Origin of the sequence: Anabaena azotica SJ-1 (assembly GCF_047275885.1) — a bacterium.
Classification (GTDB): Bacteria; Cyanobacteriota; Cyanobacteriia; order Cyanobacteriales; family Nostocaceae; genus Trichormus_B; species Trichormus_B azotica_A.
On the sequence record NZ_CP178454.1, the window covers coordinates 5415330 to 5440070 of the forward strand.

The following is a 24741-nucleotide window of genomic DNA, read 5'->3' on the forward strand; positions in this document are numbered from 1 at the left end:
AAATAAAAGTTAAGGATTGGAACGAAAATTAGCTTAAATGACTTTAAATTATTTACTAAATATATTTACTGATTTAAATTAAGTTGGATATACTTCTTCGCACCTAACACCCAACATTAAAGACCGAATACTCTTCATGTTTACAAATCAAATAGGATTCTTATCCGTTACAGTTAGTAGTTTTATGGACAAATATCCTCAAGCTACTTTTCCCGGTGTTACCCGGAATGGGTAAACTGCAATACCACGCCACTTGCTTCAAGCCGGGGAACCCGTCCAACGCAGTGGCTCCTCTATCCCTAAGCTAAAAGCCGCAGGGACTACTTTTCTAGCAATATTCAGACTAGCATTAACATGATTTGTAGTTTTACCGAGATTTATTTCTTGCTTCCATTGCTCATTTTTGCCAATAACTAGCGTCCCTATTCCTGCTTCAACTAAATAATTAATAATCCATCTACTAGCATTATGCAAGTAATTATTTATTTGATTATTCCGTTTACAAGTTAGTGCATTTATCCGGTGAGATGTGTGAGCATTTCCCTTGAGTTGAGTTTGTATTATCTAAATAACTGCCCTCAAGGATAAATGATTGCCTGACTAAGTAGTTAGCGTAATTGTAGAGATTTTTGGAACGCCAACACAACTCATCTATCTCCTTGTAGAATTGATGAGTTTTCTTGATGATGTGACGTTCAACTAATTTCATCTATCTTCCCTAAATGTGAGCGCATTATACCATTTATGAGTATATTTGGCTAGAAAATCAATGAATACTCACAACACCCTAATTAAAATTTGACATACTCCCCAGCCTAAAAGCATGGAGATTCTAGGCTCAAACAGCAATTGCAGGCATAGCCTGTCTGACATCGCCTAACCTAATGGATGATGCCCCAACCATTTGAATATTACGTGCTGCGTTTTCGTCTCTTCCGTTAACTGATTGACATGACGGACAACGCCACTCTCTGACTGATAAATCCAAGTTTTCTAAAACGTGCCTACAACTAGAGCAAGTTTTACTACTGGGATACCACTGGTCGATGAAAACAACCAAGTTATTTTTCTTTTTGGCAACCCATTCTAAGATTTGTAGAAACTCACCAAACGCCAAGTCCGATATTTTTCTACCCCAAAGTCGCTGCATTCCCTTGAGGTTTAAAGTCTCAAAACACAGTACATCAAACTGGTCTGTTAACTCATGGGCTAACTTCCAGAACCAGTCACGCCGCCGATTAGAGATATCCTCATATTTGCGTACTAAATTCTTTCTTGCTCGTTCCCTGTTGGATGAGCCTTTTAGCTTTTTAGAGTGTTGCCTAGCCGCTTTGGTGATGGCATTTAGGGACTGTTTGAAAAACTGGGGAGACTCAATCTTAGTACCGTCTGAGCAAGTGAGAAATGTTTTCAGCCCAAAGTCAAAGCCAGCGATTCTACCCGTCTTAACTTCAACTTCTGGGCTACCATCATCAACAACCACAACCATAAACAATTCACCCAAGGTCGTGCGTTTAATAGTTAGGGTTTTGACTGTTCCCTCAATCTCTCTAGACTTCCAAAATTGATAAACTTTACTACCAATTTTTACCCTGTTACCACTCAAAAACTTATACCCTGCTTGCTTAAGGGTGAAAGATTTGTACTTTTTAATCTTCTTGAATCCTGGTGGTCTTACTCCTTTCTTGTTGTGCTTGAAAAACAATTGATAGGCTTTGTCAATGCGTTGACAAATATCTTGCACTGCCTGTGATCCTACCTGCTGCCAAAATGAATTACGCTTTCTCAATTTGGCAATGTGTGACTGGAGTTTTGCACAACTCAAATACTTGCCATACATCCGGTAGTAGCGTCGATGGAGGGCAATGCAATGGTTATAAATCACCCCAGCAGCGTTAATTGTGCGCTTGAGGTGTCTATTCCGCTTGTGTTGATAGAGCTTAAACTTCAGTGTTTTCATATCCCCCATGATACCATAAATGGGTAGCCGATGGATAGCAGCATGAAAGAAAGACTGAGTGTACGGGTTGACCCTCAAAGACTTGAAAAACTGAGAAAGGTCGCCAAACAGAAGCGAAAAACTATGACTCAAATGATTGAAGACTGGATTGATAGGTTGCAGGAAGAAAAGCCGTCCTAGAAGGACGGGGCTTTAGACCCAATTTTTCGGTAAAATATGACGGTTGTATTATATGCCCGAATGTGATTGAGCGTTATACTTTGCCCGAAATGGGCAATCTGTGGAACGAAGCTTATAAACTAAAAACCTGGCTGCAAGTAGAAATTGCTGTTTGTGAAGCCCAGGCAGAATTAGGTTACATTCCATCAGAGGCGGTTGCAGAGATTAAAGCCAAGGCGAATTTTGACCCTAAGCGGGTGCTGGAAATTGAGGCGGAAGTCCGCCATGATATGATCGCTTTTTTGACAAATGTTAATGAATACGTAGGTGATGCGGGACGTTATATTCACCTGGGTTTAACTAGTTCGGATGTTCTGGACACGGCTCTAGCACTGCAATTGATCGCTAGTTTGGATTTGTTGTTGCAACGCTTGGAAGATTTAATTCAGGCAATTCGCCGTAAGGCCAGAGAACACCGTTATACTGTGATGATTGGGCGATCGCATGGTATTCACGCTGAACCGATGACTTTTGGTTTTAAGTTGGCTGGGTGGTTAGCGGAAGTGTTACGGCATCAAGAACGCTTGCAAATTCTCCGGAAAACCATAGCTGTAGGTAAGATTTCCGGCGCTGTAGGAACCTATGCGAATATTGAACCTCGTGTAGAAGCGATCGCTTGTCAAAAGCTAGGACTCAAACCCGACACAGCCTCAACACAGGTTATTTCCCGTGATATTCATGCCGACTATGTGCAGCAATTGGCCCTTGTTGCGGCATCCATTGAACGCTTTGCGGTAGAAATTCGTAATCTCCAAAAAACCGACGTTTTGGAAGTTGAAGAATTTTTCGCTAAAGGTCAAAAAGGCTCTAGCGCCATGCCGCACAAACGCAACCCCATCCGTTCCGAACGACTGACGGGGATGGCTCGATTGGTGAGAAGTCATGCAGGTGCAGCTTTAGAAAACATCGCTTTATGGCACGAGAGAGATATTTCTCACAGTTCTGTAGAACGGGTAGTTTTGCCAGATGCTTGCATTTTAACTCACTTTATGCTGCATGAAATCACAGACTTGGTGACAAATCTGCTGGTTTATCCCCAGAACATGGAACGGAATCTTAACTGTTATGGTGGCGTAGTTTTCAGTCAACGAGTCCTATTGACTTTAATAGACAAAGGACTTAACCGCGAAGAAGCTTATGCCATAGTCCAACAAAGCGCCCACACTGCTTGGAACAAACCGGAAGGTAATTTCCGCGATTTGATTAGCAAAGATCCCCGTGTTACTCAAAAGTTGTCACCAGCAGAAATAGATGCTTGTTTTGATCCACAGCACCATCTCAGACATTTAGATCAGGTTTATCAACGATTGGGAATTTAAAGGAGGCAGGAGTTGAAAGGCAGGAGGCAGGAGGCCGATGAGAGGGGGATTTAAACCCACTTCTAATCGTAGACTGCCAAATCACAAAATTATGGTGGGAGACTTAAACCCAAATGGGCGAGTCAAAAAGGCTTGATTCTTAATTCAAAATTTTGCCTTCTGCCTCCTGCCCTCTGCCTTCTGCCTCACCTGATAGCGCAGCGTGGCGTTAGCCATAGGGCTGTTAAAATTCAGGAGGAGGCACTGCGCTCCTCCTTCATTAGCTGGATCATTTGTAGACAATCACAAGCAATGATATTTTGTGGGTCAAACTTGAGTGCTTGTTGCCAAGATGCGATCGCTTCTCTCCATTCTCCTTGCAATGCCGATAATTTCCCAGCTAAGGCATGGAAGTCTGCATTACTGTAATACAAAGCAATAGCTCTATTGTTCTGGATTGCTGCTTCTGGATAACGCCCTTTTGAAAAAAAATGGAGTGCTTGTCTGTGATACCAAATGGCTTGGTCGTGCAGACTGAGCAAGTCAGATAAATCGGCTTTGCAACGTCTACAAGTTGGAGAGGAGACAGGAGGGGGCAATGGAGAAGTCTTGCTGTCAGTTTCTCCCCCTTGCTCCCCGCTCCTTTTTTCCCCTGCTTCCTTTATGGGACGATAAACTACACCACAAACAGGACATTTCATGATTTCTCACTCTCACTCATTGGAAATTGCGTAGTAAAGAAAATCTGAGAGTTCTTCTTGTAACTGGGGTAATTCTGCACTCTTGTTCGCGATCGCATTTTCAATTTGGGCTAATAAGTCTTGTAATTCCTCTCCTTGTTCAGAATCTACCGTCAGAAGTGTTTGTTGAGCGCGGTCTAAAAGTGCTGTTAATTCTGGAGCGATTTCTACTGCTGAAGTTGTATCTTCTGCTGAGATGTCAATTGTTTCATCACTTTCAAACAAGGCATCTAAATCTGCCCTGGCTTGCTTCAATTCATGGCTAGAAAGCTTCTGGATACCTGCATTATTCACTACTAACGTTCCTTGTTGCCCTTTGCCTTTCTCCGTCGTGGTGACAGTGAGAATCCCATTCACGTCAAAGTCAAAGTGAACCTCGATTTGAATATCTCCTGCTGGTTTGGGTGGTAAGTTTTCTACCTTAAAGGAGCCTAGAGGAACATTTTCTTGGGCGATCGCATTTTCTCCCTGAAAAACTTCAATTTCTACTACTTCTTGTTCATCAGACACGGTGCAATAAACATGAGAACGAGAAACGGGAACAACGCTGTTGCGGGGAATAATCACACTGAAGTAACCTGGCATAATCCCCATTAGTGTAGATACAGCCGCAGAAATACCCAAGGAATGGGGAATCACATCTACAAGAATGGCATCTACCGATTCACCTACCAACACCCCAGCTTGTAAAGCTGCCCCTAAGGCCACACAAAGGTCTGGTTGAATACCATCGCTGGGAGTTTGTCCCAGATGTTCTGAGATCATTTGTTGCACCAGAGGAATGCGTGTAGAACCACCAACTAAGATAATTCGGTCAATATCACCGGGTAATAGGTCTGCATCTGTGAGAGCGCGGTCAATTGCCTCTAGAGTTTCTGTCAATAAAGGACGAATCAATTTTTCCAAATCTGCTCGCGCTACTTCTGTCTCTAGATGGAGTGCAGTCTTGCCTTTACTACCCAAAAAAGCTTCCCGAACAGTGGCAAAAGCATGGGAACTCAAGTCAATTTTTAACTGCTCTGCTGCTCGCAGGAGACGGGCTTGGGTAGATGCATCATCTGGTACATCCACACCATGCTGTTTACGAAATAGATCCGCTAGATGGAGTTGTAAAAGCCTGTCGAAATCGTCTCCACCCAAGCGGTTGTTACCATGAGTAGCTAGAACTTCTGTGACTTCGCCTGTAATTTCGACTACCGACACATCAAAAGTCCCACCTCCCAAGTCATAAACCACAACTCTTTCTGTCTCTTCGGCACGCAAATCATAAGCTAAAGCAGCGGCCGTTGGTTCGTTGATAATTTGCAGTACCTCCAAACCAGCTATCTCACCAGCCGTTTTAGTTGCTTGCCGTTGAGCATCTGTAAAGTAAGCGGGAACTGTAATTACTGCTTGGGTAATTGTTTCTCCTAAAGCATTTTCAGCCCGTTGTTTGAGGGCGCGGAGAATAATAGCGGAAACTTCATGAGGTAAATATTCTTTATCGCCTAAAGTGGTTTTGTGGTCAGTTCCCATCCACCGCTTAATTGACTTCACAGTGCGTTCAGGAGCCGCCGCATATTGACGGAGTGCTTCTCGTCCCACCAGAACTTTACCCGTATCGCTAAATCCCACACAGGAAGGTAAAATCAGGTCGCCATCTTCTCCTGGCAATACCCGCACCTGTCCGTTTTCGACAATTGCTACTTCGGAATTTGTTGTACCTAAATCAATACCAACTGCTTTCATAATTCTAAATTTAAAAGTTATTTGACCCTGGTGTAATTTCGCAAGCTCACACCATAACATAATTACAAAATATCTTATTTTGGCAGCATGACAGCTTTACCATTAAAGATAAGATTACAAGATATTGACCAAATAATTCATAATTCTTGATTGGTAATGCGATCGCAAAGCACTCCGCGATCGCCCCAACTCAAAACCAAAATACCACAATATTGTCCGCTCCAATGATTTGTTATACAGAGATTGCCTCAACAATCCCTATCCTAAAGCCGATCGCTATTCCTGTGAGTTGTGATTTCTAGGCGATAACGAAGCGTGACCTAGTAATCGCCTTGATCGTCTCAGCCGCACTCAATACTTAAGATATCACGATTGTAATTTTCACCCACGAGCTAGATATCGCGCCCAAACAAAGTATAATATCTTTGTCCAAGATGGACTAATTGCGAGCTAAACTACTTTAACAACCATAGACATATTCGGCTAAAATTTAAGCAAGATCGTTTAGTATTGGAAAGGAAACTTCTATTTTGTCCAACCCAGATTCCACCAACACAAATCAGCCTCGCCTTTTATCTTTTACCCTTGATGGTTGGTCTGTCTTAGGTAGTCGAGTTACTGTTTATTTAGAGGATGGTGTTGCCGTATTAGTTGGTCGCAATGGGGCTGGAAAGTCAGCTATTCTTGAAGGGTTTGAAGCAATCTCATTATACGCAATTGGACTTGGTAGGTTGAATCAACCTGTGTATGATAGCGAAAGTTTTCCTAAAATATTAGAAATCGAAATTTTGACTCCGACTGCTCGTAGACTTAAATACAGGTATGAGTTTATAACTCTTGCTAGTTCTGATGATGATCTGAATTTTGATGACTCCGATGACTCGATAGATGAAAAATCGGAAGTAAGTCGTTTCTCCTGGAATGACTACTGCGGATATATTAATGAAGGGGAAGATCATCTTTGGACTACTGATAATGGGGTAACAACTTTTCATACTGGGGATAGTCCAATTCCCACTGTTCTTGGGAATACCCACTCTCTGCGACAATCGCTCCCAAAAACCTACTCAATCAAGCTACCTAACGAAATGCTTTGGGTTTATTCTGTTTTGAGAGGAGTTCGCTTATTAGGGAAAGCTTCTATTAGACAAAGGACTAGACGACAACCATCACAACTAAGAGTATCAAGCAAAGGTATTTATACTCGTCCTTTCAGTTTAGGTGATATTCTAGCTCGGAAAATACTACGTCTTATTGGCAAGGATGACCTATCCGAGCTTGAGAGCATATGTCGGCGAGTTGGACTTGGCAGTAAAATATCTGTACAAAAGTTTATTTTAAGCAGAGACTCTGGAGAGAAAATTGAAAATGAAGATGAAGAATATATTTCTTCGGTATTACTGGATGGTGTCAATATAGGGTTATTATCTGATGGAACTCTCCGAGTCTTGGCGATTTTGATTGAAATAATTGCTTCATCTCCTAGTGCAACGACAATAATTGAAGAACCTGAGACACAAATTCATCCTGGTATGCTTGCAAAGTTACTGAGTGAGATCAAGACCTACTCTTTTGGAGAAAACTTGATTCTTTCGACTCACTCACCGCAAGTCGTTTCATGGACTAGTCCAGACAAAATTATTCTAGTTCATCGAGATAATGGACAAACATTTGTTCGGAAATTAGGCGATGATCAGATTCACAATGTTATTGAATACCTCTCTGAAGAAGGTGACTTAGGCGAATGGATTTACAGTGGTGTTCTCGATGATGAGTAATATTCAAATCGCCTTAATTGCTGAGGACAATACAGACTGTGAAGCAATTCGTACAATTGTCCATCGTGTCCTTGGTGCAGATGTGACAACCAAAAAATGGGCTTCTAAAGGTTGTAGTACATTAAAGAGAAAGCTAACAGCACAGCTTAAAGAACTTTCCCGTCAAGGTTGTAATATTTTTATTGTTGTTCATGATTTGGATCGTAATCCTCAGAATGGTTCCCTCAACAATGAGCGAGCATTGCGCTCAAAATTAGAAGAATTATCTTCTGAAATTGAAAGTCTTAAAAAACATATCTGTATTCCCATTGAAGAGTTAGAAGCTTGGTTCTGGTCTGATCCAGAAGTTATCAAATATCTTGGTGGTGAAAAGGGTAAAGCACATCCTAACCCTCACGAAATTAAATCTCCTAAAGAAAAACTAATAGAATTGTCGGTTGGAAAAAATAGAAAGCCTCGTTACAGTACCAATATGAATGTTGAGTTGGCAGCGATGCTAAATCTAGATTTATGTTATGGTCGCTGCCCTTCGTTTAAGAATCTCCTTAATTTCTTGCTATCGCTTACAAATTTTGAAGATTTCCTCAACTGCACCTTTGCAAATCAGTATGTGCTGATTTCCCTTTTTCTCGACTACAACCGAGATCCGGCGACGCACAAAATCAAAGGGAATTTCATCAAATTTCTGATAGTTTTTCTCAATTTCTAAAGATTCAAGTTCTTGATTGTGATCGAGAACTGCTATGTCTAATCAATTTTTTAAACCCGTCTGATAAAAACTATTGAGATAGGCATATTTCAAGCTCACAGACAAGAACCTTTCGCTGGAACGGCGATCGCTATTACTGTGAGTCGTGATTTTTAGTTAATAGACATCAAATTCTCAAAAGGATGACGATTTTTCCAGCGGTAAGTATTAAAGTCCCGAAAATCAACAGATAGAATCCGCCCATGCCCCAAATGTTCGGCAAGAATAATTAATGAAGCGTCCGCTAAATCCATTGGCAGAGAACTATATTGATTCATCAATTCACTGATTCTTTTCCCATCTTGAACCTTGAGATCAAAAACCTCAAAAGCACCCATTTCTAAGCTATGAATAAACGTCTGTTGAGCATTTGTGCCTGTACGTTTCCAGAGAATATGACAAACTTCTGTAATCACACACCATGTTGTAACCAGAGGCTCATCAATCGTATCTAGAACTTCTTGAGCGAGAACATGATAATCATCACGGCGATTGATTAGTGCTATCCAAAAGTCAGAATCAACGATCACCATATTTTTCGTTAAGACTTTCAGTGAGATATTGCTTGTAATTAACCGACAAATCAGAGTCCCCTTCAGCACAACCAATCAGCCCTGATTCTCTAAGGAGTTGCAAAGGTTTTACAGGGGATTCTTGATGTAATTTTTCATAATAAAGATCGATCGCCACTTTCATAATGTCAGACACACCTTGATTTGTCCGCTGGCGAATGTAATTAAACTTACTAGCGCGATCGCTATCGAGCCTTACATTAACTCTCATATTTTTGCTTGTCATAACTCTGTATGACAATACTATAGATCAAAAATTCAAGGTTAAGTAGTTCTCAAATAGTTTCCTCATAGGGCGATAGCGAAGCGATCCGTAGGAATCGCAATTATTGTAAGTTGTGTGTGATTTCTAAGCGATACCTGCGGCGGGCGAAACTATCGATCTTTCCCTCATATATATCGTATATTAAGTATTAGAACCCAAATCAAATTTCTAAAGTTCCAAAATTCATGTAATTACTACAAGGATTTAACTGTGATTACAAATGCTAGTAGCCTTACACTTAGCAATCTCCGTCAAACCTTTGGCTTGAGACTTGACACTAGCGATCGCTTTTTTGATGAATGGTTAAATAATTCACCAACACTAACCGAAGCAGAACTACAAGGACTAGATCGCCTCACTCGCAACTATAACTATCTCAGTCAAGAGGAAGCGCCCCTTGAAGAAATTGTTAAGCTTGTCGTGGTGTCGCCATTGCTAGATTTAGCTGGTTTCTATCAATCTCCTTTTTTGGTAAAAGCAGAAGTAAGTACCAGTATCGAAGTTGCTGATGAAGCTAATGCTATCGCGGTTCAAGGCAGAATTGATATTTTGGTAATCCAAGATAGTTTTTGGATTTTGGTAATCGAATCAAAACCTGCAAGACTAGACGTTACAGCAGGAATTCCCCAAGCACTTACTTATTTGTTGATCGCTCCTAATTTGCAGTCAAGTTGCTATGGAATGGTGACAAACGGCAGAGAAGTATTGTTTTTGAAGTGCGACCGCCACCAAAATGTCCCTCAATATACGCGATCTCAAACTTATCGGTTACTTGAAAATACAGCAGAACGTATCCAAGTTTTGCAGGGACTTAAAAAAATTGGGGCTTATATTGGCGATTTGAGGAGTTAGGCGATCGCTTAATAATTAGTTATCTATTTTTGTGTCGCTACAATCACCTGTGCTTCTCTCAAGACTTTATCGCCCCATAAATAACCCCTGACTACTTCCTGAATCACGGTATTCTCTGTAATATCTGCTCTTAATTCACGTCCCACAGCATACATTGTCTGGGAGTCAAAAGGTTTACCCTGGGCGACAATGGGAACAACACGGCGTTGTTTGAGGATTTCTAAAAGCGATTCCTACGGAGCGATTCGCGATCGCCATTATTGCTTCTCCATTTATAAAAGCCTGGAAGTATATCAAAAGTGATTGGTACATCATGAGAGAGCAAGCAGCGATAAATTCTCATCTTCATGAAATAATTTAATCGCGTTAAAATTCCGGCGCAGTAAATTTTCAACTTGTAATGTCGAACAGTTTCCCAGACGAAGCCAAATAACTTTAGGTGGATTTCCAAAGACTAAGCTCAAGTCGTGCATATCCGCATCTTTTGAGACAATCATCAAATTATTCTCTTTTGCATAATTCCAAACTACTGGGTCAGTCGTTGCTTTCATACCCATATCTCGAACGTGAAGAGAATTTGGAAAAATATCGCTCAAACGGTTCGACAACTTGGGCGACAAGTTTTCATCGAAAAGTAATTTCATGCAGATAATGGTGTGGTCATAAACCGACGCTCACGGTCAGCAGCATAAGCAATGCAGGCCTTTAAATCCTCTCGTGTCAGATCGGGAAAATCGTCGAGAATTTCTGCTTCAGTCATCTCAGAAGCCAGATATTCAAGCACTTCATAGACCGTAATCCGCAAACCACGTACACAGGGTTTACCACCGCGTTTCTCAGGCTCAATTGTAATGATGTCTCGGTAGTTCATAGGTTTTACAATCATTAGTTGTATTCGTATATTTTACCGAAATAAAGCAATTCAGCGGATATCTTTCAACTAGGATTTTGCTCTGAATAAGTTACTCATCTATTTTTGTGTCGCTACAATTACCTGTGCTTCTCTTAAGACTTTATCGCCCCATAAATAACCCCTGACTACTTCCTGAATCACGGTATTCTCTGTAATATCTGCTCTAGATTCACGTCCCACAGCATACATTGTTTGAGAGTCAAAAGGTTTACCCTGGGCGACAATGGGAACAACACGGCGTTGTTTGAGGATTTCTAAAAGCGATCGCCTAATTAACTCTACTCCCTGTTGATTGCTAGTAAAAATTTCAGTTAATGGTTCTGATATCAGTAGTTTTTCAGACATACTAGATTGGGTAGAATTGCCATTAATCCAATCTCCTAACTTTTCCCAAAAGCTTTTTTGTATTGCTGGTTTTGAGGTAGCAGATAATCCTTCTAGTTGCTCTTGCCAGTAAGTACAAGCCTGATCTAAAGCATCTACAATACCCAGTAACTCTTTGAGAAGTTTCTCCTGCTGCTGCTCAAATTTATCCAATGCTTGTTTTTGACTTTCTTCCAGACGTATTTGCAGCTGTTCTTGATCTGCACGAGTTACGTCCAATGCTTGCACCAGAGCATTCTGAGTAGAAAGCAATAATTTACCCTGTTGCTTGACTTCATGACGTAGAGCAGTCCATTCTGCCACCATTTGATAAGGATCAAAGGTATGAGCAGATGACGGTGCTTCACCTAAATATTCAGGGGGTAGTTGTTCTGAGTGTAAATAATCTAGAAATTTGGTAAATAAAGCTTCTTTGTCAGTTGTCATTTGTCAGTTGTTAGTTGTTAGTTGTTAAGAAGTTTTCCCTGTCACCTGTCACCTGTCACCTGTCACCTATTCCAATTATTTAAAATGTGGCACGAATTAAATCATCTAAACTAACTTCTAGTTGAGCCAGGGCTTTTTCTCGTACCTGTTTTAATATTTCTGGATTCAGTTCTGCTTCTAGGGGACGAAATTTCAAGAACTCCTCATTTTGACCTGTTTCTCCTTTACGAAGTGCTTCATAAGCTACTCGAATTGCTTTAAACTCTTCTGGATAAGTATGAGCAGGAAATTCACGTAGCTTGGCATGATACGCCGCTTTAATTTGGGCGCTTGTTGCTCCTGGTGAAATGCCTAAACGTTCGTAATTATCAGCCATAAATAATTCCCAATTAAGATGAAATCAATTGAATTATCTGCGTTTATCTGCGTTCAATTATTCTTGATATCTGACTTTTACAACAATTCCTGAAAACCTGCCTTTTTTCTACCCTTGCGTTTTTTAGATGTAGATGATGCGTTTCTAAAAAGAAAGTCTAAATCTATTTCATCTTCTTCGTCTTCATCTTCATCTTCATCATCTGAGAAATCAGGCATACTGTTTAACATCATTTGCTTGAGTTCTGGAAGCATCCGTTCAAACTCCGCTTTAGGCATTTTGTTGCCCAATAATTTTTTCAGCATTCCTGCTAATAAATCATCAACATCTGACATATCGAGATTATCAAATTGCTCTGGGTCTGGCATGACGCTCTGAGTTTCTCTATTATTGAGAAATGCCTGTTCTTCCCGAAATGCTTGTAATGCTTTGGCATCTTGTAAGCGACGGGCTAATTCAAATCCCTGTTGCTTTAATTGTTCATAGTTTGGATGATCAACGTCATAAGTAGTAGCTCTAGCTAATAGCAATAAAGGGTTTTGTGGCTCCCGACGTAGTGCTTCATCTAAGAAAGGGACAAGGGTTGTAATCTCGCCAAAACGGCGTGCTTGAAGTTGAATATTTGCTAGAGCATTGCCTGGTTGGGGCATGGTATCGAGGTAGAAATGCACGGGAATTTCTAGTTTTTTGGAACTATTTTCTTTGACGGCTAAGATGACTAAATTGGCAACTCTGGCTTCTGGGTATTCTATTGATAGGTTGATTAATTTTTGTTGATACTGACTTAGTAAAGCGGCAATTCCTTTTTCCCGTTTGGCAAAGAGTTGGATAGAAAGAGCGATCGCTTGCAAGACAGCTATTTGTTCTTGACCAGCTAATTTTTGTAAGAGATTGTCCCATGCTTCAACTGCTGCTTTTTGGTTTAATGAAACTCGACCACCGGAATTGGGTGGACTTTGGACTGCATTCACGAATATCTGACAAGCACGTATAGCCGGATCTGTTGGATCTTCTGTCTCCACCATCCGGCTAAATAAGGGATAACTTAACGTAGATAGAGCATCTATCCAAGGCGATGTTTCCACTTCAGGTTCAATATTCAGGTCGCCAAAGTGCTTGCCAAATTTGCGACGAGCTTCATTGAATGCTTGTTTGTTATCTAGTCTCTTCCAACAGTGCAGCAACATCCCATAAACTTCTTCATACCGGCATCCACTTTCTAGTGCTTGGGTAAGCAGTGCGATCGCTTCAGTATAATTTTCTTCTGCTGCCTCAATTAATCCCTTGCGCCCCAGTACCTCTGGTGATGTGGGACAGATGCGTTCGGCTTGTTGCACAGATCCCAAAGCTGCACGCGAGCGATCCAGTGCCATGTAAGCATCTGCCATCCAGCAGTGAAGATGTGCTTGGGTCGGTTTCAATCGTTGTGCAGGCCATTCTTGAGGTTTTTGTTTCGCTTCCTGCTCTAACCACTTCAAAAAACGGGTCAACAGACGTGGGCGTTCTTGATCGTTATCATTAGCATCGAAAACTTCTAAGAGATTGATTGCCAGTTGGGGGTTAAAGGGTTGCTCTGTCAATAAAGGCTGCCAGAATAGTTCAGCACAGCTTGGTTCTCCTTGATTCAGTGCTTGTTGTCCAGCTAGAGTCAACAGCAGTGGACGGAGACTTTCTAGTTCTGGAAAGCGTGGGGAACGTCGCTCCATCCTCAACAATAGATGTGCAGCCTCATGGTGATCACCTTGGTCAATCAGTTGCAGCATTTGCAACGCTGTTAATACCTCTTGGGTACTTTTATCTAGTATTTTTTGCGAAATTCTCAATTGTAGGAGTTCTTGTCCTGTTTTTCCTCGTTGGAAAAGTGCCAATCGCTCTAAAATTAGGTGTTCTAAATACTTTGGTTGACCAGATGTAGATGATTTCAACCCTAAAAGATTAGCCGCAGCATCCCAATTACCGCTAACTTGTTGAGTGTAAACAATCCAAGCTAGGGGCAAATCTCCATCGGTGACGGCTCGCTTAATTTTCAGAAAAGATGTCAAAGCTGTTTCTGGTTGCCCATTTTTTAGCGCCAGAACACCACGTACCCAATGGAGTTGATTAGCACTAAAGCGTTTGGATTGTTCCTGAATTAACTGCTCAACTGTAGCGGTATCGCCTTTGAGTAACAAGAGTTTCAGGTAACAGATGCTGTAATCTTTCGGTAGAATACCCGCTTCAAAAGCATTTCTGAGCAATTTTAGCGCCGCATCTAATTGTTTCAACTCCAGCAAACATTTAGCTTGCCAGTAATGAACTTCTCCCACCAAACCAAATTCTAGTGCGCGGGCAAAAGATTTTTCTGCCTGTTTAAAATCTTGTTTTTGGAATTCTTGCTGACCCCGTAGCAACCAAATCTCTGATTCTTGGGGAGTGAATTCAAGATCAGGATGCAATCGCTGATTTTTCTTGATTTCTTCCAATGCTTGCCGATATTTTTTCTGGTTCAGCAATTCTTGCAGTTGCTGCTGGAAAGAGTTTTCAGCAACTTTTGTCTCTGTACTAGAGACCTGTTGTTGCGATCGTTGTTTAGACTGATGTTTAGCCACTGGGCTTTCTTCCTAATAGTTTTTTAAGTTTCACCCTCATAGTTAAGGGCAGCTCTGGCTACTCTCTTAATTTCCATATTAGTGGGCCGTTCGCATAAATTTTACTTGAGTTCGATGTAACATTTTCCTCTGAGAGTGTTCCAAACAATAAATGATCCAAAACCTGCCTTTCGCTGCGGGAAGGCTACCCCTACGCAATGATAATTGGGCATTTTTTTAGTTGGAATACTCTGAATGTTTTTCTCCTCTCCAAAGCCACCTTGTCACCCGTGAAGGGTAACATTTTGTTGTTTTGTGGGGGCTTCCTTGCCCCTATTTTTTTTACCCCCTTATTTTCTCAAATTATTGCCACCTCTCATTTTCAACTGCCTTGTCACCCGTTAAGGTATCTGTCATTATGGAAACACCGATTAATATAAGTTTTGTGCAGAAACTATTTCCAGAAAGACTAAATATTCATAACGCCCCTTTGCTCATTTATTAATACTGGGGATATTCCCATGATTGAAATCCTTGCCGCCTTATCTGCCGGAGCAGCAGCAGGACTGAGATTAGGTATACCTTTGCTAGTCATTGGCTTGTTACAAGGTAGTAACCTCTGGTCTCAAGTCCCCCTTTTATCACGTATTTCACCTTATGTATTAATCTGTTTACTCACCAGTTGGTCACTATTTGAATTATTTGCATCCAAAAAGCTGGGAGGTCAGAGAATATTACAACTAGTGCAATTATTTTTGTCTCCCATAGTAGGAGCAATTATGGGTTTAGCGGTTGATTCAGCAACAGAAATGCCAAACTGGATAATTGCCTTGATTGGTGGTTTGTTGGCTTTGGTACTTCAGCTAGTTCAATTAGGCTGGTTTTATCGCTTGCATGGATTGCCCTTGTGGGCTGTTTTTATTCAAGATGCTTTATGTATTATCTTGGTGCTTTTTGCCGTCGATGCTCCCCGTTCAGGAGGATTAATTGCTTTAATTCTCCTCTGGTTTGCAATTCGTAGTGCTAAACAGTGGTATGAGTGGTACTGGCAAAATCGCAAGAACAGGGGTAAGGTGTAGGGCTAAGAAACTTAATTCCTGTCACCTGTCACCTGTCACCTGTCACCTGTCACCTGAACTCTTTTTATAGAATACCAATGGCATGGAGTAAGCCCCGACCAGTTACTATCTCAATGATTAAAGCAATAAAACCGAGCATTGCTATTCGACCATTCCAGACTTCGGCGCTGGTTGTCAATCCCCATTCCCAACGTTCTTGGGGATACATTTTTACCCTTTTTTTCATTTGGGTGACTTGGGACAGTTTGAGGCTAGGTTTTTCTAGAGACTCTATTACCAAGTCTGCCAAGGCTTTAATGAATACTGGATGGGTATTGGGTGCAGCAGCGCGACGGAAGTTGTGAATTCCTGCTTCTTCAGCTATTTCTCGATATTCAATATCAATTTCTTGCAGTGTTTCAATGTGTTCAGAAACAAAACTAATCGGTACAACTATTAAATCTTGGACACCTTTTGCGCCTAGTTCTTTAAGGGCATCCTCAGTATAAGGTTGCAGCCACTCTACAGGACCAACGCGACTTTGATAAGCTAGGGTGTGGGGATTAGGGCGATTGAGGGTTTCCATAATTAGGTGAGTACATTCCTCAATCTCTTGCTGATAAGGGTCTCCTGCTTCTACAACATAGCTTTTTGGCACACCATGGGCGCTAAAGAATATATGTACTTGATCTGGTTCAGAAAATTGATTAAGTTGTTCAATGATCAGTTCCGCCATTGCTTGCAGGTAGCCTGGTTGTTTGTACCAGGAAGCAATAACAGTGTATTCCAGAGGCTGAAGTTTAGGATTCTCTTGCCAAAGTCTTTCCAACAGCCGGAAGCTAGAACCACTGGTGCTGATAGAAAATTGTGGGTAAAGTGGCAGAATTACTAGTTTTTCAATGTTATCTTGTGCCAGTTGAGCGATCGCTTCTTCTGTGTAAGGATGCCAATAACGCATTCCCACATAGATCCTGGTTTCTTTCCCCATCGCATCCAGTTGTGCTTTTAAGGCTTCCCCCTGCTCTTCTGTAATGCGCCGCAGTGGTGAACCACCACCTATGTGCTTATAATTTGCCTGTGATGTTTTTTCTCGTCGCGTAGCAATAAACCAAGCCAATGGCTTTTGCATCCAACGAAATGGTAGGCGAATAATTTCGGGATCAGAAAACAGGTTATATAAAAACGGACCGACATCCTCTAATTTATCGGGTCCACCGAGATTAAGTAATAATACGCCTACACGACCCATAGCAGTTACTTTCCCCCAACCTTGCACATTTTTTACTAATGATGAACTACCCCAGCCTACTTCGTTGAGACTGGGGTTTCTACATCCCCAGCAGCAGGTTGAGATTTCTGACGCTTCACTTGGGATAGTTGCCTCAAACTGCCAGTTGCCCGACGTTTTTTGGTAGAGCTACTCCCATCTGCGTCTGCGAGGCTCGTTCCAAGCCCCGGTAGTTGATTTTGACTCCAAACAAGCATTACCTCAGCAGCAGCAATATCGCGCTGTTGGGTATAACCACAATTAGCACAAATATGAACACGCTGGTCTAAATTTTTCTGCTCTTGATGTCCACATTTAGGACAAGTTTGGGATGGTTTTACCTTCTTGGTAGGAACTTCTAAAAACACACCTTGAACATCTTGTAATTTATATTTCAAGGCACTTCTTATCATTCCCATTCCCACATCAAGAATTGATTTATTCAAACCAGCTTTTTGTTTTTTGCGCTTACCTGTCTTAGCCTTGGAGGTCATTTTCTTGACTTCTAGTTCTTCCGTTACAACCATGCTATTACCGCTAATTATCTGTGTTGTAACTTGGTGTACCCAATTTTGTCTGGAGTTAGCAACTTGACGACATAATTTACTAACCTTTGACTGTGCTTTCTTCCACCTTCTAGAAGCTTTCTGTCTTTTCTTGTAGTTAGGTGATTGTTTACGACGTTTTGATTTACTGAGTTTTTTGATTTGCTGTTCAGCTTTTCTCAAAAACCTTGGTGCTTCAATTAATCCATTTTCATCACCATTAGTCCAGGCAATTGCATCTTTACAACCCAAATCAATTGCGATTTTTCCAGTATTGGTTTGACGACTTTTTTTGAGTAGTTCATCATCAACTTCCAATGCCAGGGAAGCATACCATTTACCATGGCGGTAAACAAGATCACAGGTTTTTGGATTTCCCCACAATCTGGCTTTACCACGCATTTGTATTTGACCTATTTTGGCTAATTCCAAATAGCCGTTATCACCAATTGAGTGTACTTTCCATCCTGTTCCAGATGGGTAAGTCCAACCAGAATAATGTCTAATTGATTTTAGCTTGGGATATTTTGCTAGACCAGTAAAAAATCTATTGAATGCAAAGTCAACTCTTTTTAGGGTTGCTTGTAATGCTTGGGAATTGATATGTTTATATTCTGTCCATTGGTCTTTGAATGCTGGTAAACAATTTTGTTGGTCTAGATATTTGATTGATTTACAGAATTTTTGATATTCTGTTTTTCGGTGATAAACAGCAGCATTGTACAAGTCTTTGTGTAACTTGCGGTGATAGTGCAATATTTCGTTTGTTTTCTGTGTGGGATAAAGCCTAAATGTTGCTCTACGTAATGCCAATATTTATCACCCCCTTGGTTTTGATGTATTGTTAATTATAACCAAATAACTCTTGGTATTTGACAAAAACTCAATCACCCTTGAGCCGACTAACCTGTAGTTAGTTTCGACTCCAGGGTATTTCATTTTTGTCCCGCTATCCATCCCCGCCCTATAGAGGGACGGGGAATTTCGCGCATTCGCATTTTTATTAAATATAAAGCTTTATTAGCAGGAAATATGCAATGGCCACAATTTTCAGAGACTTAAGTTATCGGTATCAATGGTTATACGATGGTATATCCCGTTTAGCAGCCTTGAGTGTAGGGGGTGAAGGGCGTTTTCGCCAACTAGCTTTACAAGGTTTAACACTACACTCAGATACTCATATCTTAGATTTGTGCTGTGGTAGCGGTCAAGCGACAGAATTTTTGGTGAAATTATCACAAAATGTTACAGGTTTGGATGCTTCCCCATTATCTTTACGACGAGCGCGTAATAATGTGCCGAATGCTACTTATGTGGAAGCTTTTGCGGAAAATATGCCCTTTGCAGACAATTTATTTGATATTGTCCATACTAGCGCCGCTTTACACGAGATGCAGCCGGAACAATTGCGAAACATCATTCAAGAAGTTTATCGGGTATTAAAGCCAGGAGGAGTATTCACATTGGTAGATTTTCATCCTCCCACAAATCCTATTTTTTGGCCAGGTTTATCGGTGTTTTTCTGGTTGTTTGAAACAGAAACCGCTTGGGAGTTGTTGAAAACTGATTTACCTGGTTTACTGCGAGAAAATGGGTTTGAGGTAGATACACCAAGTTTATATGCTGGTGGTAGTTTACAGGTAATTCAAGGGAGGAAGAAGAGGTGACAGGTTACAGGTGACAGTTAATAGGGAATATGTGATTAATACATTATTCTCCTCTGCTCCCCTGCTCCTCTGCTCCTCTGCCCCCCTATACCCCGCATTCCATTAAGCCGATTTAAAAAATCTAATAATCTCGCGGACATGATCGAGAAATTGTCCATCGGTAGAAAGTTGTGCGATCGCATTTTTGGCTTCTCTCGATAAACGCTCATGTTCCGTTTGGTTTGTAGCTCTTAATTCTTCTAAATTAGCTAGAATACGAGCCAATTCTCTGCGTGTTTCTTCACTAAATCTTTGATTGTTAGCCACTAAAGAATAGGGCTGTTCTGGATTTAATTGATCTTCTAAAGATTTCACCTTTTGTTCTATTTCATAAAAGCGGTTACGCAGTTCCAGAATATCTTCACGAGGATAGGTAAAAGCTTGCCTAATCATTCTCAACCTCGCATATAAGTATTCATAGGCGCTAATTGCTGGACGCAATAAGGTTAATAACAAAGCAGCGCCAGAACTGATATATCCAACAGCACTAATTCCAGTGACTGCTAGAATATACAACGCCATAGCTGAGATTAAGTGTAAACCAATAGCCACCCAGAGCGATCGCTTGGCTAAAATTCTTACATACCTAATTTGTTTCTCATCTACGGAAATATTTTTTTCAATTGATTCAGCAGCTTCAGCTAAAACTTCTTTCGCCTGAAAATGGACATTCCACGGAACTGTCACAATTACCAACAACCACCAAAAACTCGCACCACCAATTACCCAGTCGAGAAAATTACCAGCAGCTATATGAAACCATTGTAAAACACCAAAAGCTACTAATACTGCTACTATTATCCCCACAATTGAACTGATAAAAAAGTTTAAATACATCTGATTTTTTCTCCCATAAAACTCTTACCTATATCATTACTAGAGGTTAATTGTTATACCACTAATATTGTGCTGCTTTTTCTACTAGCACATCCTACTTCGCCGCGTTCAATTGTCAAAAATTATCATCTCGATGCCCATAAAATCTTGACAAAATCACCCTATTTGTGGGAATCATCAGTCCTAATCATCAAAAGCAAACTCAGCATTTCCAGTATTCTTTGTTTAAACTTTATAGAGACTTGACAATTAATAGTACAAGATATAGGCTAGAATCATCGTGGGCGTTTAATGAAAACCTTATTAATCAATACAATCAAAAATTAAACCCCAGAAAATCAGTAAAAACTTCAGGATCTTGGTAAGTTCGTTTTGGTAGGTTCGTTCGGGTGTCATCGGCAAAACACCAAGTCTCATCAGACATGGAAGACCATGATATGCAGTAGCAAATAGCTTTTGCTTCTAGCAGATCGTATTTTGGGTAATTGCATCAGAATCTAGGTTTTATTTTGCATAGATTTTAACCCGGATTTTCCTCATACCCATTGCAATACATATTAAACTCTGACTGCTTAACCACAGTACACCAGAGAAATATTAACGCAGATTAACAGTGGGATTAACTCATATCCCTATTGCTATTCATAGCAACTCTGGCTGCTTCACTTCTACAGCCTAGAGAAACTTCCTCATGCAGATTAATCGCGGAGTAAACTTCTATCCTCCACAGCGATTCATATCAACTCTAGCTATTGACAGCATAGAGAAACTTCCTCATGCAGATTAACTGCAAAGATGAGCCGATTACAAAACAGTAGCGGCAATTTATCAAAAATTCAAAAAGCCAAAGATACTACAGAATTATGACTGAACAAGTTTTCAACACCTCTTCACTTGACGGCACAAACGGTTTTATTATCATCAATAACAATGCAACCGATGACAAACTAGGCTACTCAGTTAGCGCAGCCGGAGACATTAACAACGATGGTATAGACGACCTCATTATCGGCGCACCCGAAGCCGACCCCAATGACAGAAATAATTCTGGCACAAGCTATATAGTATTTGGCACCACCGAAGGATTTGCTTCCACCATCGACATCTCCACCCTGGATGGAATCAACGGCTTTACTATCACCGGTGCTACAGAAGGCGACATATCAGGCCGTTCTGTTAGCGCAGCCGGAGACATTAACAACGATGGTATAGACGACCTTATCATTGGCGCACCCTCAGCTAATCCCAATGGAGAAAATTCCGGGGCTGCATACATCATATTTGGCAAAAATAGCTTCAGTTCCAACCCCACCATAGACCTCTCCAACCTTAACGATAATGGCGTTGTCATCAATGGTTTGACTGCGGAAGATAGATTAGGCTTCTCCGTTAGCAGTGCTGGAGACGTGAACAATGATGGCATTGACGATCTAATTATTGGCGCTCCCAATGCCTACACCACCAGCAACGGCAAACCTGGACAGACCTATATAGTATTTGGTCAGAACAACTTTGATTCTAGCTTCAACCTCTCCAGCCTTGATGGTAGTAACGGTTTTATCATCAACGGACAAAGCATAGAAGACCATTCAGGCTTATCCGTCAGCAGTGCCGGAGATATCAACAATGATGGTATTGATGACCTGATTATCGGCGCTCCCCAAGCAACTCCCAATGACACAAATTCAGGTCAGGCGTATATAGTTTTTGGCAAAGAAGGCGATTTTAGTCCCAGTCTTGACCTTAACAGCCTTGATGGTAGCAACGGCTTTATCATCAATGGTGAACAAGATAGCAAATTAGGCTTCTCCGTTAGCAATGCGGGGGATGTTAACGGTGATGGCATTGATGATCTGATTATTGGCGCACATGATGCCGACCCCAATGGGATCACCAATGCTGGAATCAGCTATGTGCTATTTGGTAAAGATGGTAATTTTGATTCTAGCTTTGACCTCTCCAGCCTTAACGGTAATAACGGCTTTGCCATCAATGGTATCAACGAATTGGACAACTCAGGCTGGTCTGTTAGCGGTGTAGGAGATATCAGCGGTGATGGTATAGACGATTTAATTATTAGCGCCAACAACGCCGACCCCAATGGTGAAAGTTCCGGTCAAAGCTATGTAGTATTTGGCAAAAATAACTTTGGTGCTGCCATCAACCTTTCTGATATAGATGGTACTAACGGCTTTATCATCAATGGCCTTCAAGAATTTGACAACTTAGGTAATTCAGTTAGTGGTGCAGGAGACGTAAATGGTGATGGAATCGCGGACTTAATTCTTAGCGCCCCCTTTGCTGACGATTCTGGGGAAAGTTACGTGATTTTTGGCATCAACAGCGCCCCTACTGATTTACTACTCGACAACAACAGCGTTGATGAAAATGTTGAATCTGAAACCGTAATCGGTCAATTTACTACCACCGACATCAACGCTACAGTTCAGAACTTCACATACAGCTTAGTCGCTGATGAAGACTATCCAGATAATAGTTTATTCACCATTGATGGTGAAAGTCTGAAAATTAACGCCTCTCCTGACTTTGAAACCAAATCAAGTTACGTGATTCTGGTCAAAACCACTGACCAAGGTGGACTATCTTATGAAAAAGAGTTCACTATCAATATCAATGACATAGACGAAACAGAAGTAAATACAGCACCAACAGATTTAGCATTAACTGTCACCTCCATTAATGAGAATGTTAACTCCGAAACCGTAATTGGTTCATTTATCACTACTGACCAAAACACAGGTGATACTTTCACATATAGCTTAGTCACTGATGAAGACTATCCAGATAATAGTTTATTCACTATTGATGGTGAAAGTCTGAAAATTAATGCCTCTCCTGACTTTGAAACCAAATCAAGTTATGTGATTCTGGTCAAAACCACTGACCAAGGTGGACTATCTTATGAAAAAGAGTTCACTATCAATATCAATGACATAGACGAAACAGAAGTAAATACAGCACCAACAGATTTAGGATTAACTGTCACCTCCATTAATGAGAATGTTAACTCCGAAACCGTAATCGGTTCATTTATCACTACTGACCAAAACACAGGTGATACTTTCACATATAGCTTAATCACTGATGAAGACTATCCAGATAATAGTTTATTCACTATTGACGGTGAAAGTCTGAAAATTAACACCTCTCCTGATTTTGAAACCAAATCAAGTTACAACATTAATGTTAAGACAACAGATGCTGCTGGACTCTCTTTTACTAAGCAGTTGACTATTAATGTTAATGACATTGACGAAAATGAAAACCCTACAGATGGAGGATCTTCCACAACTAAAATTCTCAAAGTTAGTGATGATGTTTTTAAAATTGTCAGCCCAAATAGCACGGCTAGACTTCAAGTTACAATAGCAAACAATAATTTTAGTAATGTTAATGAATTAGTAGCATTTGCTGTTGATGATGCTTCTGGAAAAATTGATGGTATCGCCCCTGGTGAAGCTGGATATACTGAAGCAGCTTTAGAAAATAGTAAGATCATTTTCTCTACTATTTCCAAAATTCCCAACCAATTTGATAGTAGCGACCTCAATAAGTTATTAGGATTGAACACCAATACTAACTTGAGGTTCTATTTAGTGAGAAATGGATCAACCGATTCCGTAAAAGCTGGTATCACTCCTATTTCCAACGTGATTTTCCCTAACTCCTCAACTCTCCAAATTAGTAACTTAGGAGAAAATGATTTTTCTCTTGGTTGGAAGGATAGTTCTACTAATTCTTCGGAATTTCAGGATTTGGTTGTCAATATTCAAGCTACAGATAATCCTTTAACTTTGGGTACAGGATTACAAGATACTCTTCAAGGGGAAAATATTGATTTACGGAATGTTACTGGTTTGGTGAATGCTGAGTTTACAGTCTACCGAGAAGCAGCTTTTGATAACTATGTCGGCTTCTATAAAGTAACTGATCAAAATGGTGGGATTGATCTCAATGGTGATGGTACTGCTGATATCCTTCCTGGACAAGCTGGCTATACTCAAGCTGCGGTTAATCAGCATTTAAGCAATCTGGGTTTGAGTGTAAGTAATGGTCAAACAGCGACTTTTAACGGTACTTTAGAAGGTGGTGCTATTTATGTACCATTTTTGATTGTGAATAGTAGACCCGATGCTATTCTTGATAGTAATGCCAATAATGATCCAGCAGTTTACTTCACCTTCTTAGGTGCTAATTCTGATCAAGTAGATCATGTCCGTCTTTTAGGAGATAATACCTTTGGTTTTGAAGATTTAACAAATGGCGGTGATCAAGATTTTAATGATATTGTAGTCAAATTTGACTTGCAAACCATAGCTTAGAACTCAAAAAATAGGGGTAATTCATGAATTACCCCTACAGGATTAAATTTTTAGTTTTTAGGTAAGTATTGAGTCATCAGCAGTAAGCTTTTTCAGACTAACGCCAAAAATACCTGTTTGATAAACAAATTTCTCAAATATTCTGATTTCTGACTCCTG

General features: G+C 40.7%; 22 protein-coding genes and 1 pseudogene. 7 read left to right on the top strand and 16 right to left on the bottom strand.

Annotation, left to right across the window (positions count from 1 at the left end):
* Positions 1-258: 258 nt before the first annotated feature.
* Together ACLLO5_RS23560 and ACLLO5_RS23565 are read right to left on the bottom strand one after the other, a co-directional pair.
* Positions 259-474, bottom strand: coding sequence for a hypothetical protein (locus ACLLO5_RS23560; protein WP_413172918.1), 216 nt, complete (start codon positions 472-474; stop codon positions 259-261).
* 364 nt (positions 475-838) lie between these two features.
* Entirely contained in the window at positions 839-1960 is a 1122-nt protein-coding gene (locus ACLLO5_RS23565) for an RNA-guided endonuclease InsQ/TnpB family protein (RefSeq protein WP_413172919.1), read from the bottom strand.
* A 242-nt stretch (positions 1961-2202) separates the two neighbouring features.
* Between ACLLO5_RS23565 and purB the strand changes: the two genes are divergently transcribed.
* Positions 2203-3498: an adenylosuccinate lyase gene (purB, locus tag ACLLO5_RS23570; protein WP_413172920.1), complete on the top strand. Its 1296-nt coding sequence runs from the start codon at positions 2203-2205 to the stop codon at positions 3496-3498.
* 230 nt (positions 3499-3728) lie between these two features.
* Here purB and ACLLO5_RS23575 read toward each other — a convergent pair whose 3' ends face one another.
* Positions 3729-4178, bottom strand: a complete 450-nt coding sequence (locus tag ACLLO5_RS23575) for a tetratricopeptide repeat protein (protein ID WP_413172922.1) — start codon at positions 4176-4178, stop codon at positions 3729-3731.
* Between the two features lie 12 nt (positions 4179-4190).
* Positions 4191-5945, bottom strand: coding sequence for an Hsp70 family protein (locus tag ACLLO5_RS23580; protein ID WP_413172923.1), 1755 nt, complete (start codon positions 5943-5945; stop codon positions 4191-4193).
* Between the two features lie 530 nt (positions 5946-6475).
* Between ACLLO5_RS23580 and ACLLO5_RS23585 the strand changes: the two genes are divergently transcribed.
* Positions 6476-7723 (top strand): AAA family ATPase, encoded by a 1248-nt coding sequence (locus ACLLO5_RS23585; RefSeq protein ID WP_413172924.1) that lies wholly within the window; start codon positions 6476-6478, stop codon positions 7721-7723.
* Positions 7716-8267 (top strand): annotated as a pseudogene (locus tag ACLLO5_RS23590) (DUF4276 family protein); the annotation flags it as partial. The gene ACLLO5_RS23585 and the pseudogene ACLLO5_RS23590, both read left to right, overlap by 8 nt.
* Positions 8268-8279: 12 nt before the next feature.
* Here ACLLO5_RS23590 and ACLLO5_RS23595 read toward each other — a convergent pair.
* From ACLLO5_RS23595 to ACLLO5_RS23605, 3 genes are all read right to left on the bottom strand, one after another.
* Positions 8280-8468 (bottom strand): hypothetical protein, encoded by a 189-nt coding sequence (locus ACLLO5_RS23595; protein ID WP_413176174.1) that lies wholly within the window; start codon positions 8466-8468, stop codon positions 8280-8282.
* Between the two features lie 116 nt (positions 8469-8584).
* On the bottom strand, positions 8585-9004 hold the full coding sequence (locus ACLLO5_RS23600; protein ID WP_413172925.1) for a type II toxin-antitoxin system VapC family toxin: 420 nt from the start codon (positions 9002-9004) through the stop codon (positions 8585-8587).
* Positions 8991-9254: a ribbon-helix-helix protein, CopG family gene (locus ACLLO5_RS23605; protein WP_413172926.1), complete on the bottom strand. Its 264-nt coding sequence runs from the start codon at positions 9252-9254 to the stop codon at positions 8991-8993. The genes ACLLO5_RS23600 and ACLLO5_RS23605 overlap by 14 nt, the downstream gene beginning before the upstream one ends.
* A 264-nt stretch (positions 9255-9518) precedes the next feature.
* On the opposite strand from ACLLO5_RS23605, the gene ACLLO5_RS23610 reads away from it, so the two are divergent.
* Complete coding sequence (locus ACLLO5_RS23610; RefSeq protein WP_413172927.1) at positions 9519-10160, top strand: type I restriction endonuclease subunit R; 642 nt, start codon at positions 9519-9521, stop codon at positions 10158-10160.
* 23 nt (positions 10161-10183) lie between these two features.
* On the opposite strand, the gene ACLLO5_RS23615 is transcribed toward ACLLO5_RS23610, so the two are convergent.
* The 6 genes from ACLLO5_RS23615 to ACLLO5_RS23640 all read right to left on the bottom strand — a co-directional run bounded on the left by ACLLO5_RS23615 (position 10184) and on the right by ACLLO5_RS23640 (position 14847).
* On the bottom strand, positions 10184-10378 hold the full coding sequence (locus ACLLO5_RS23615) for a nucleotide exchange factor GrpE (protein ID WP_413176175.1): 195 nt from the start codon (positions 10376-10378) through the stop codon (positions 10184-10186).
* Positions 10379-10471: 93 nt separating this feature from the next.
* Complete coding sequence (locus tag ACLLO5_RS23620; RefSeq protein ID WP_413172928.1) at positions 10472-10804, bottom strand: DUF5615 family PIN-like protein; 333 nt, start codon at positions 10802-10804, stop codon at positions 10472-10474.
* Complete coding sequence (locus ACLLO5_RS23625) at positions 10801-11031, bottom strand: DUF433 domain-containing protein (protein WP_015215314.1); 231 nt, start codon at positions 11029-11031, stop codon at positions 10801-10803. Before ACLLO5_RS23625 ends, ACLLO5_RS23620 begins: the two co-directional genes overlap by 4 nt.
* Before the next feature lie 99 nt (positions 11032-11130).
* Entirely contained in the window at positions 11131-11883 is a 753-nt protein-coding gene (locus ACLLO5_RS23630) for a nucleotide exchange factor GrpE (protein WP_413172929.1), read from the bottom strand.
* A 79-nt stretch (positions 11884-11962) separates the two neighbouring features.
* Entirely contained in the window at positions 11963-12259 is a 297-nt protein-coding gene (locus ACLLO5_RS23635; protein WP_413172930.1) for a molecular chaperone DnaJ, read from the bottom strand.
* 77 nt (positions 12260-12336) lie between these two features.
* On the bottom strand, positions 12337-14847 hold the full coding sequence (locus ACLLO5_RS23640) for a tetratricopeptide repeat protein (RefSeq protein ID WP_413172931.1): 2511 nt from the start codon (positions 14845-14847) through the stop codon (positions 12337-12339).
* Between the two features lie 500 nt (positions 14848-15347).
* Between ACLLO5_RS23640 and ACLLO5_RS23645 the strand changes: the two genes are divergently transcribed.
* On the top strand, positions 15348-15905 hold the full coding sequence (locus tag ACLLO5_RS23645; protein WP_413172932.1) for a DUF4126 domain-containing protein: 558 nt from the start codon (positions 15348-15350) through the stop codon (positions 15903-15905).
* A gap of 64 nt (positions 15906-15969) precedes the next feature.
* Here the strand turns inward: ACLLO5_RS23645 and hemH are convergent, their stop codons facing one another.
* Together hemH and ACLLO5_RS23655 are read right to left on the bottom strand one after the other, a co-directional pair.
* Entirely contained in the window at positions 15970-17133 is a 1164-nt protein-coding gene (hemH, locus tag ACLLO5_RS23650) for a ferrochelatase (protein ID WP_413172933.1), read from the bottom strand.
* Positions 17134-17189: 56 nt separating this feature from the next.
* Entirely contained in the window at positions 17190-18509 is a 1320-nt protein-coding gene (locus ACLLO5_RS23655) for an RNA-guided endonuclease InsQ/TnpB family protein (RefSeq protein WP_413172934.1), read from the bottom strand.
* A gap of 224 nt (positions 18510-18733) precedes the next feature.
* Here ACLLO5_RS23655 and ACLLO5_RS23660 point away from each other — a divergent pair, with 224 nt between their 5' ends.
* The gene (locus ACLLO5_RS23660; RefSeq protein WP_413172935.1) at positions 18734-19363 is read left to right on the top strand and encodes a class I SAM-dependent methyltransferase; all 630 of its coding nucleotides are present in this window, start codon (positions 18734-18736) and stop codon (positions 19361-19363) included.
* A 102-nt stretch (positions 19364-19465) separates the two neighbouring features.
* Here ACLLO5_RS23660 and ACLLO5_RS23665 read toward each other — a convergent pair whose 3' ends face one another.
* Positions 19466-20239, bottom strand: a complete 774-nt coding sequence (locus ACLLO5_RS23665; RefSeq protein WP_413172936.1) for a hypothetical protein — start codon at positions 20237-20239, stop codon at positions 19466-19468.
* 863 nt (positions 20240-21102) lie between these two features.
* Between ACLLO5_RS23665 and ACLLO5_RS23670 the strand changes: the two genes are divergently transcribed.
* A complete protein-coding gene (locus ACLLO5_RS23670) occupies positions 21103-24582 on the top strand; it encodes a DUF4114 domain-containing protein (protein WP_413172937.1) in 3480 nt (1159 codons plus the stop codon).
* The last annotated feature ends 159 nt before the right edge of the window (positions 24583-24741 follow it).

Bases quoted from the DNA above. Each gene is read 5' to 3' on its own strand.
- ACLLO5_RS23670 (WP_413172937.1), top strand. From the start codon at position 21,103: ATGACTGAACAAGTTTTCAACACCTCTTCACTTGACGGCACAAACGGT.
- ACLLO5_RS23575 (WP_413172922.1), bottom strand. From the start codon at position 4,178: ATGAAATGTCCTGTTTGTGGTGTAGTTTATCGTCCCATAAAGGAAGCA.
- ACLLO5_RS23625 (WP_015215314.1), bottom strand. From the start codon at position 11,031: ATGAACTACCGAGACATCATTACAATTGAGCCTGAGAAACGCGGTGGT.
- ACLLO5_RS23660 (WP_413172935.1), top strand. From the start codon at position 18,734: ATGGCCACAATTTTCAGAGACTTAAGTTATCGGTATCAATGGTTATAC.
- ACLLO5_RS23630 (WP_413172929.1), bottom strand. From the start codon at position 11,883: ATGACAACTGACAAAGAAGCTTTATTTACCAAATTTCTAGATTATTTA.
- ACLLO5_RS23605 (WP_413172926.1), bottom strand. From the start codon at position 9,254: ATGAGAGTTAATGTAAGGCTCGATAGCGATCGCGCTAGTAAGTTTAAT.
- ACLLO5_RS23580 (WP_413172923.1), bottom strand. From the start codon at position 5,945: ATGAAAGCAGTTGGTATTGATTTAGGTACAACAAATTCCGAAGTAGCA.
- hemH (WP_413172933.1), bottom strand. From the start codon at position 17,133: ATGGGTCGTGTAGGCGTATTATTACTTAATCTCGGTGGACCCGATAAA.
- ACLLO5_RS23600 (WP_413172925.1), bottom strand. From the start codon at position 9,004: ATGGTGATCGTTGATTCTGACTTTTGGATAGCACTAATCAATCGCCGT.
- ACLLO5_RS23620 (WP_413172928.1), bottom strand. From the start codon at position 10,804: ATGAAATTACTTTTCGATGAAAACTTGTCGCCCAAGTTGTCGAACCGT.
- ACLLO5_RS23635 (WP_413172930.1), bottom strand. From the start codon at position 12,259: ATGGCTGATAATTACGAACGTTTAGGCATTTCACCAGGAGCAACAAGC.
- ACLLO5_RS23665 (WP_413172936.1), bottom strand. From the start codon at position 20,239: ATGTATTTAAACTTTTTTATCAGTTCAATTGTGGGGATAATAGTAGCA.
- ACLLO5_RS23565 (WP_413172919.1), bottom strand. From the start codon at position 1,960: ATGAAAACACTGAAGTTTAAGCTCTATCAACACAAGCGGAATAGACAC.
- ACLLO5_RS23645 (WP_413172932.1), top strand. From the start codon at position 15,348: ATGATTGAAATCCTTGCCGCCTTATCTGCCGGAGCAGCAGCAGGACTG.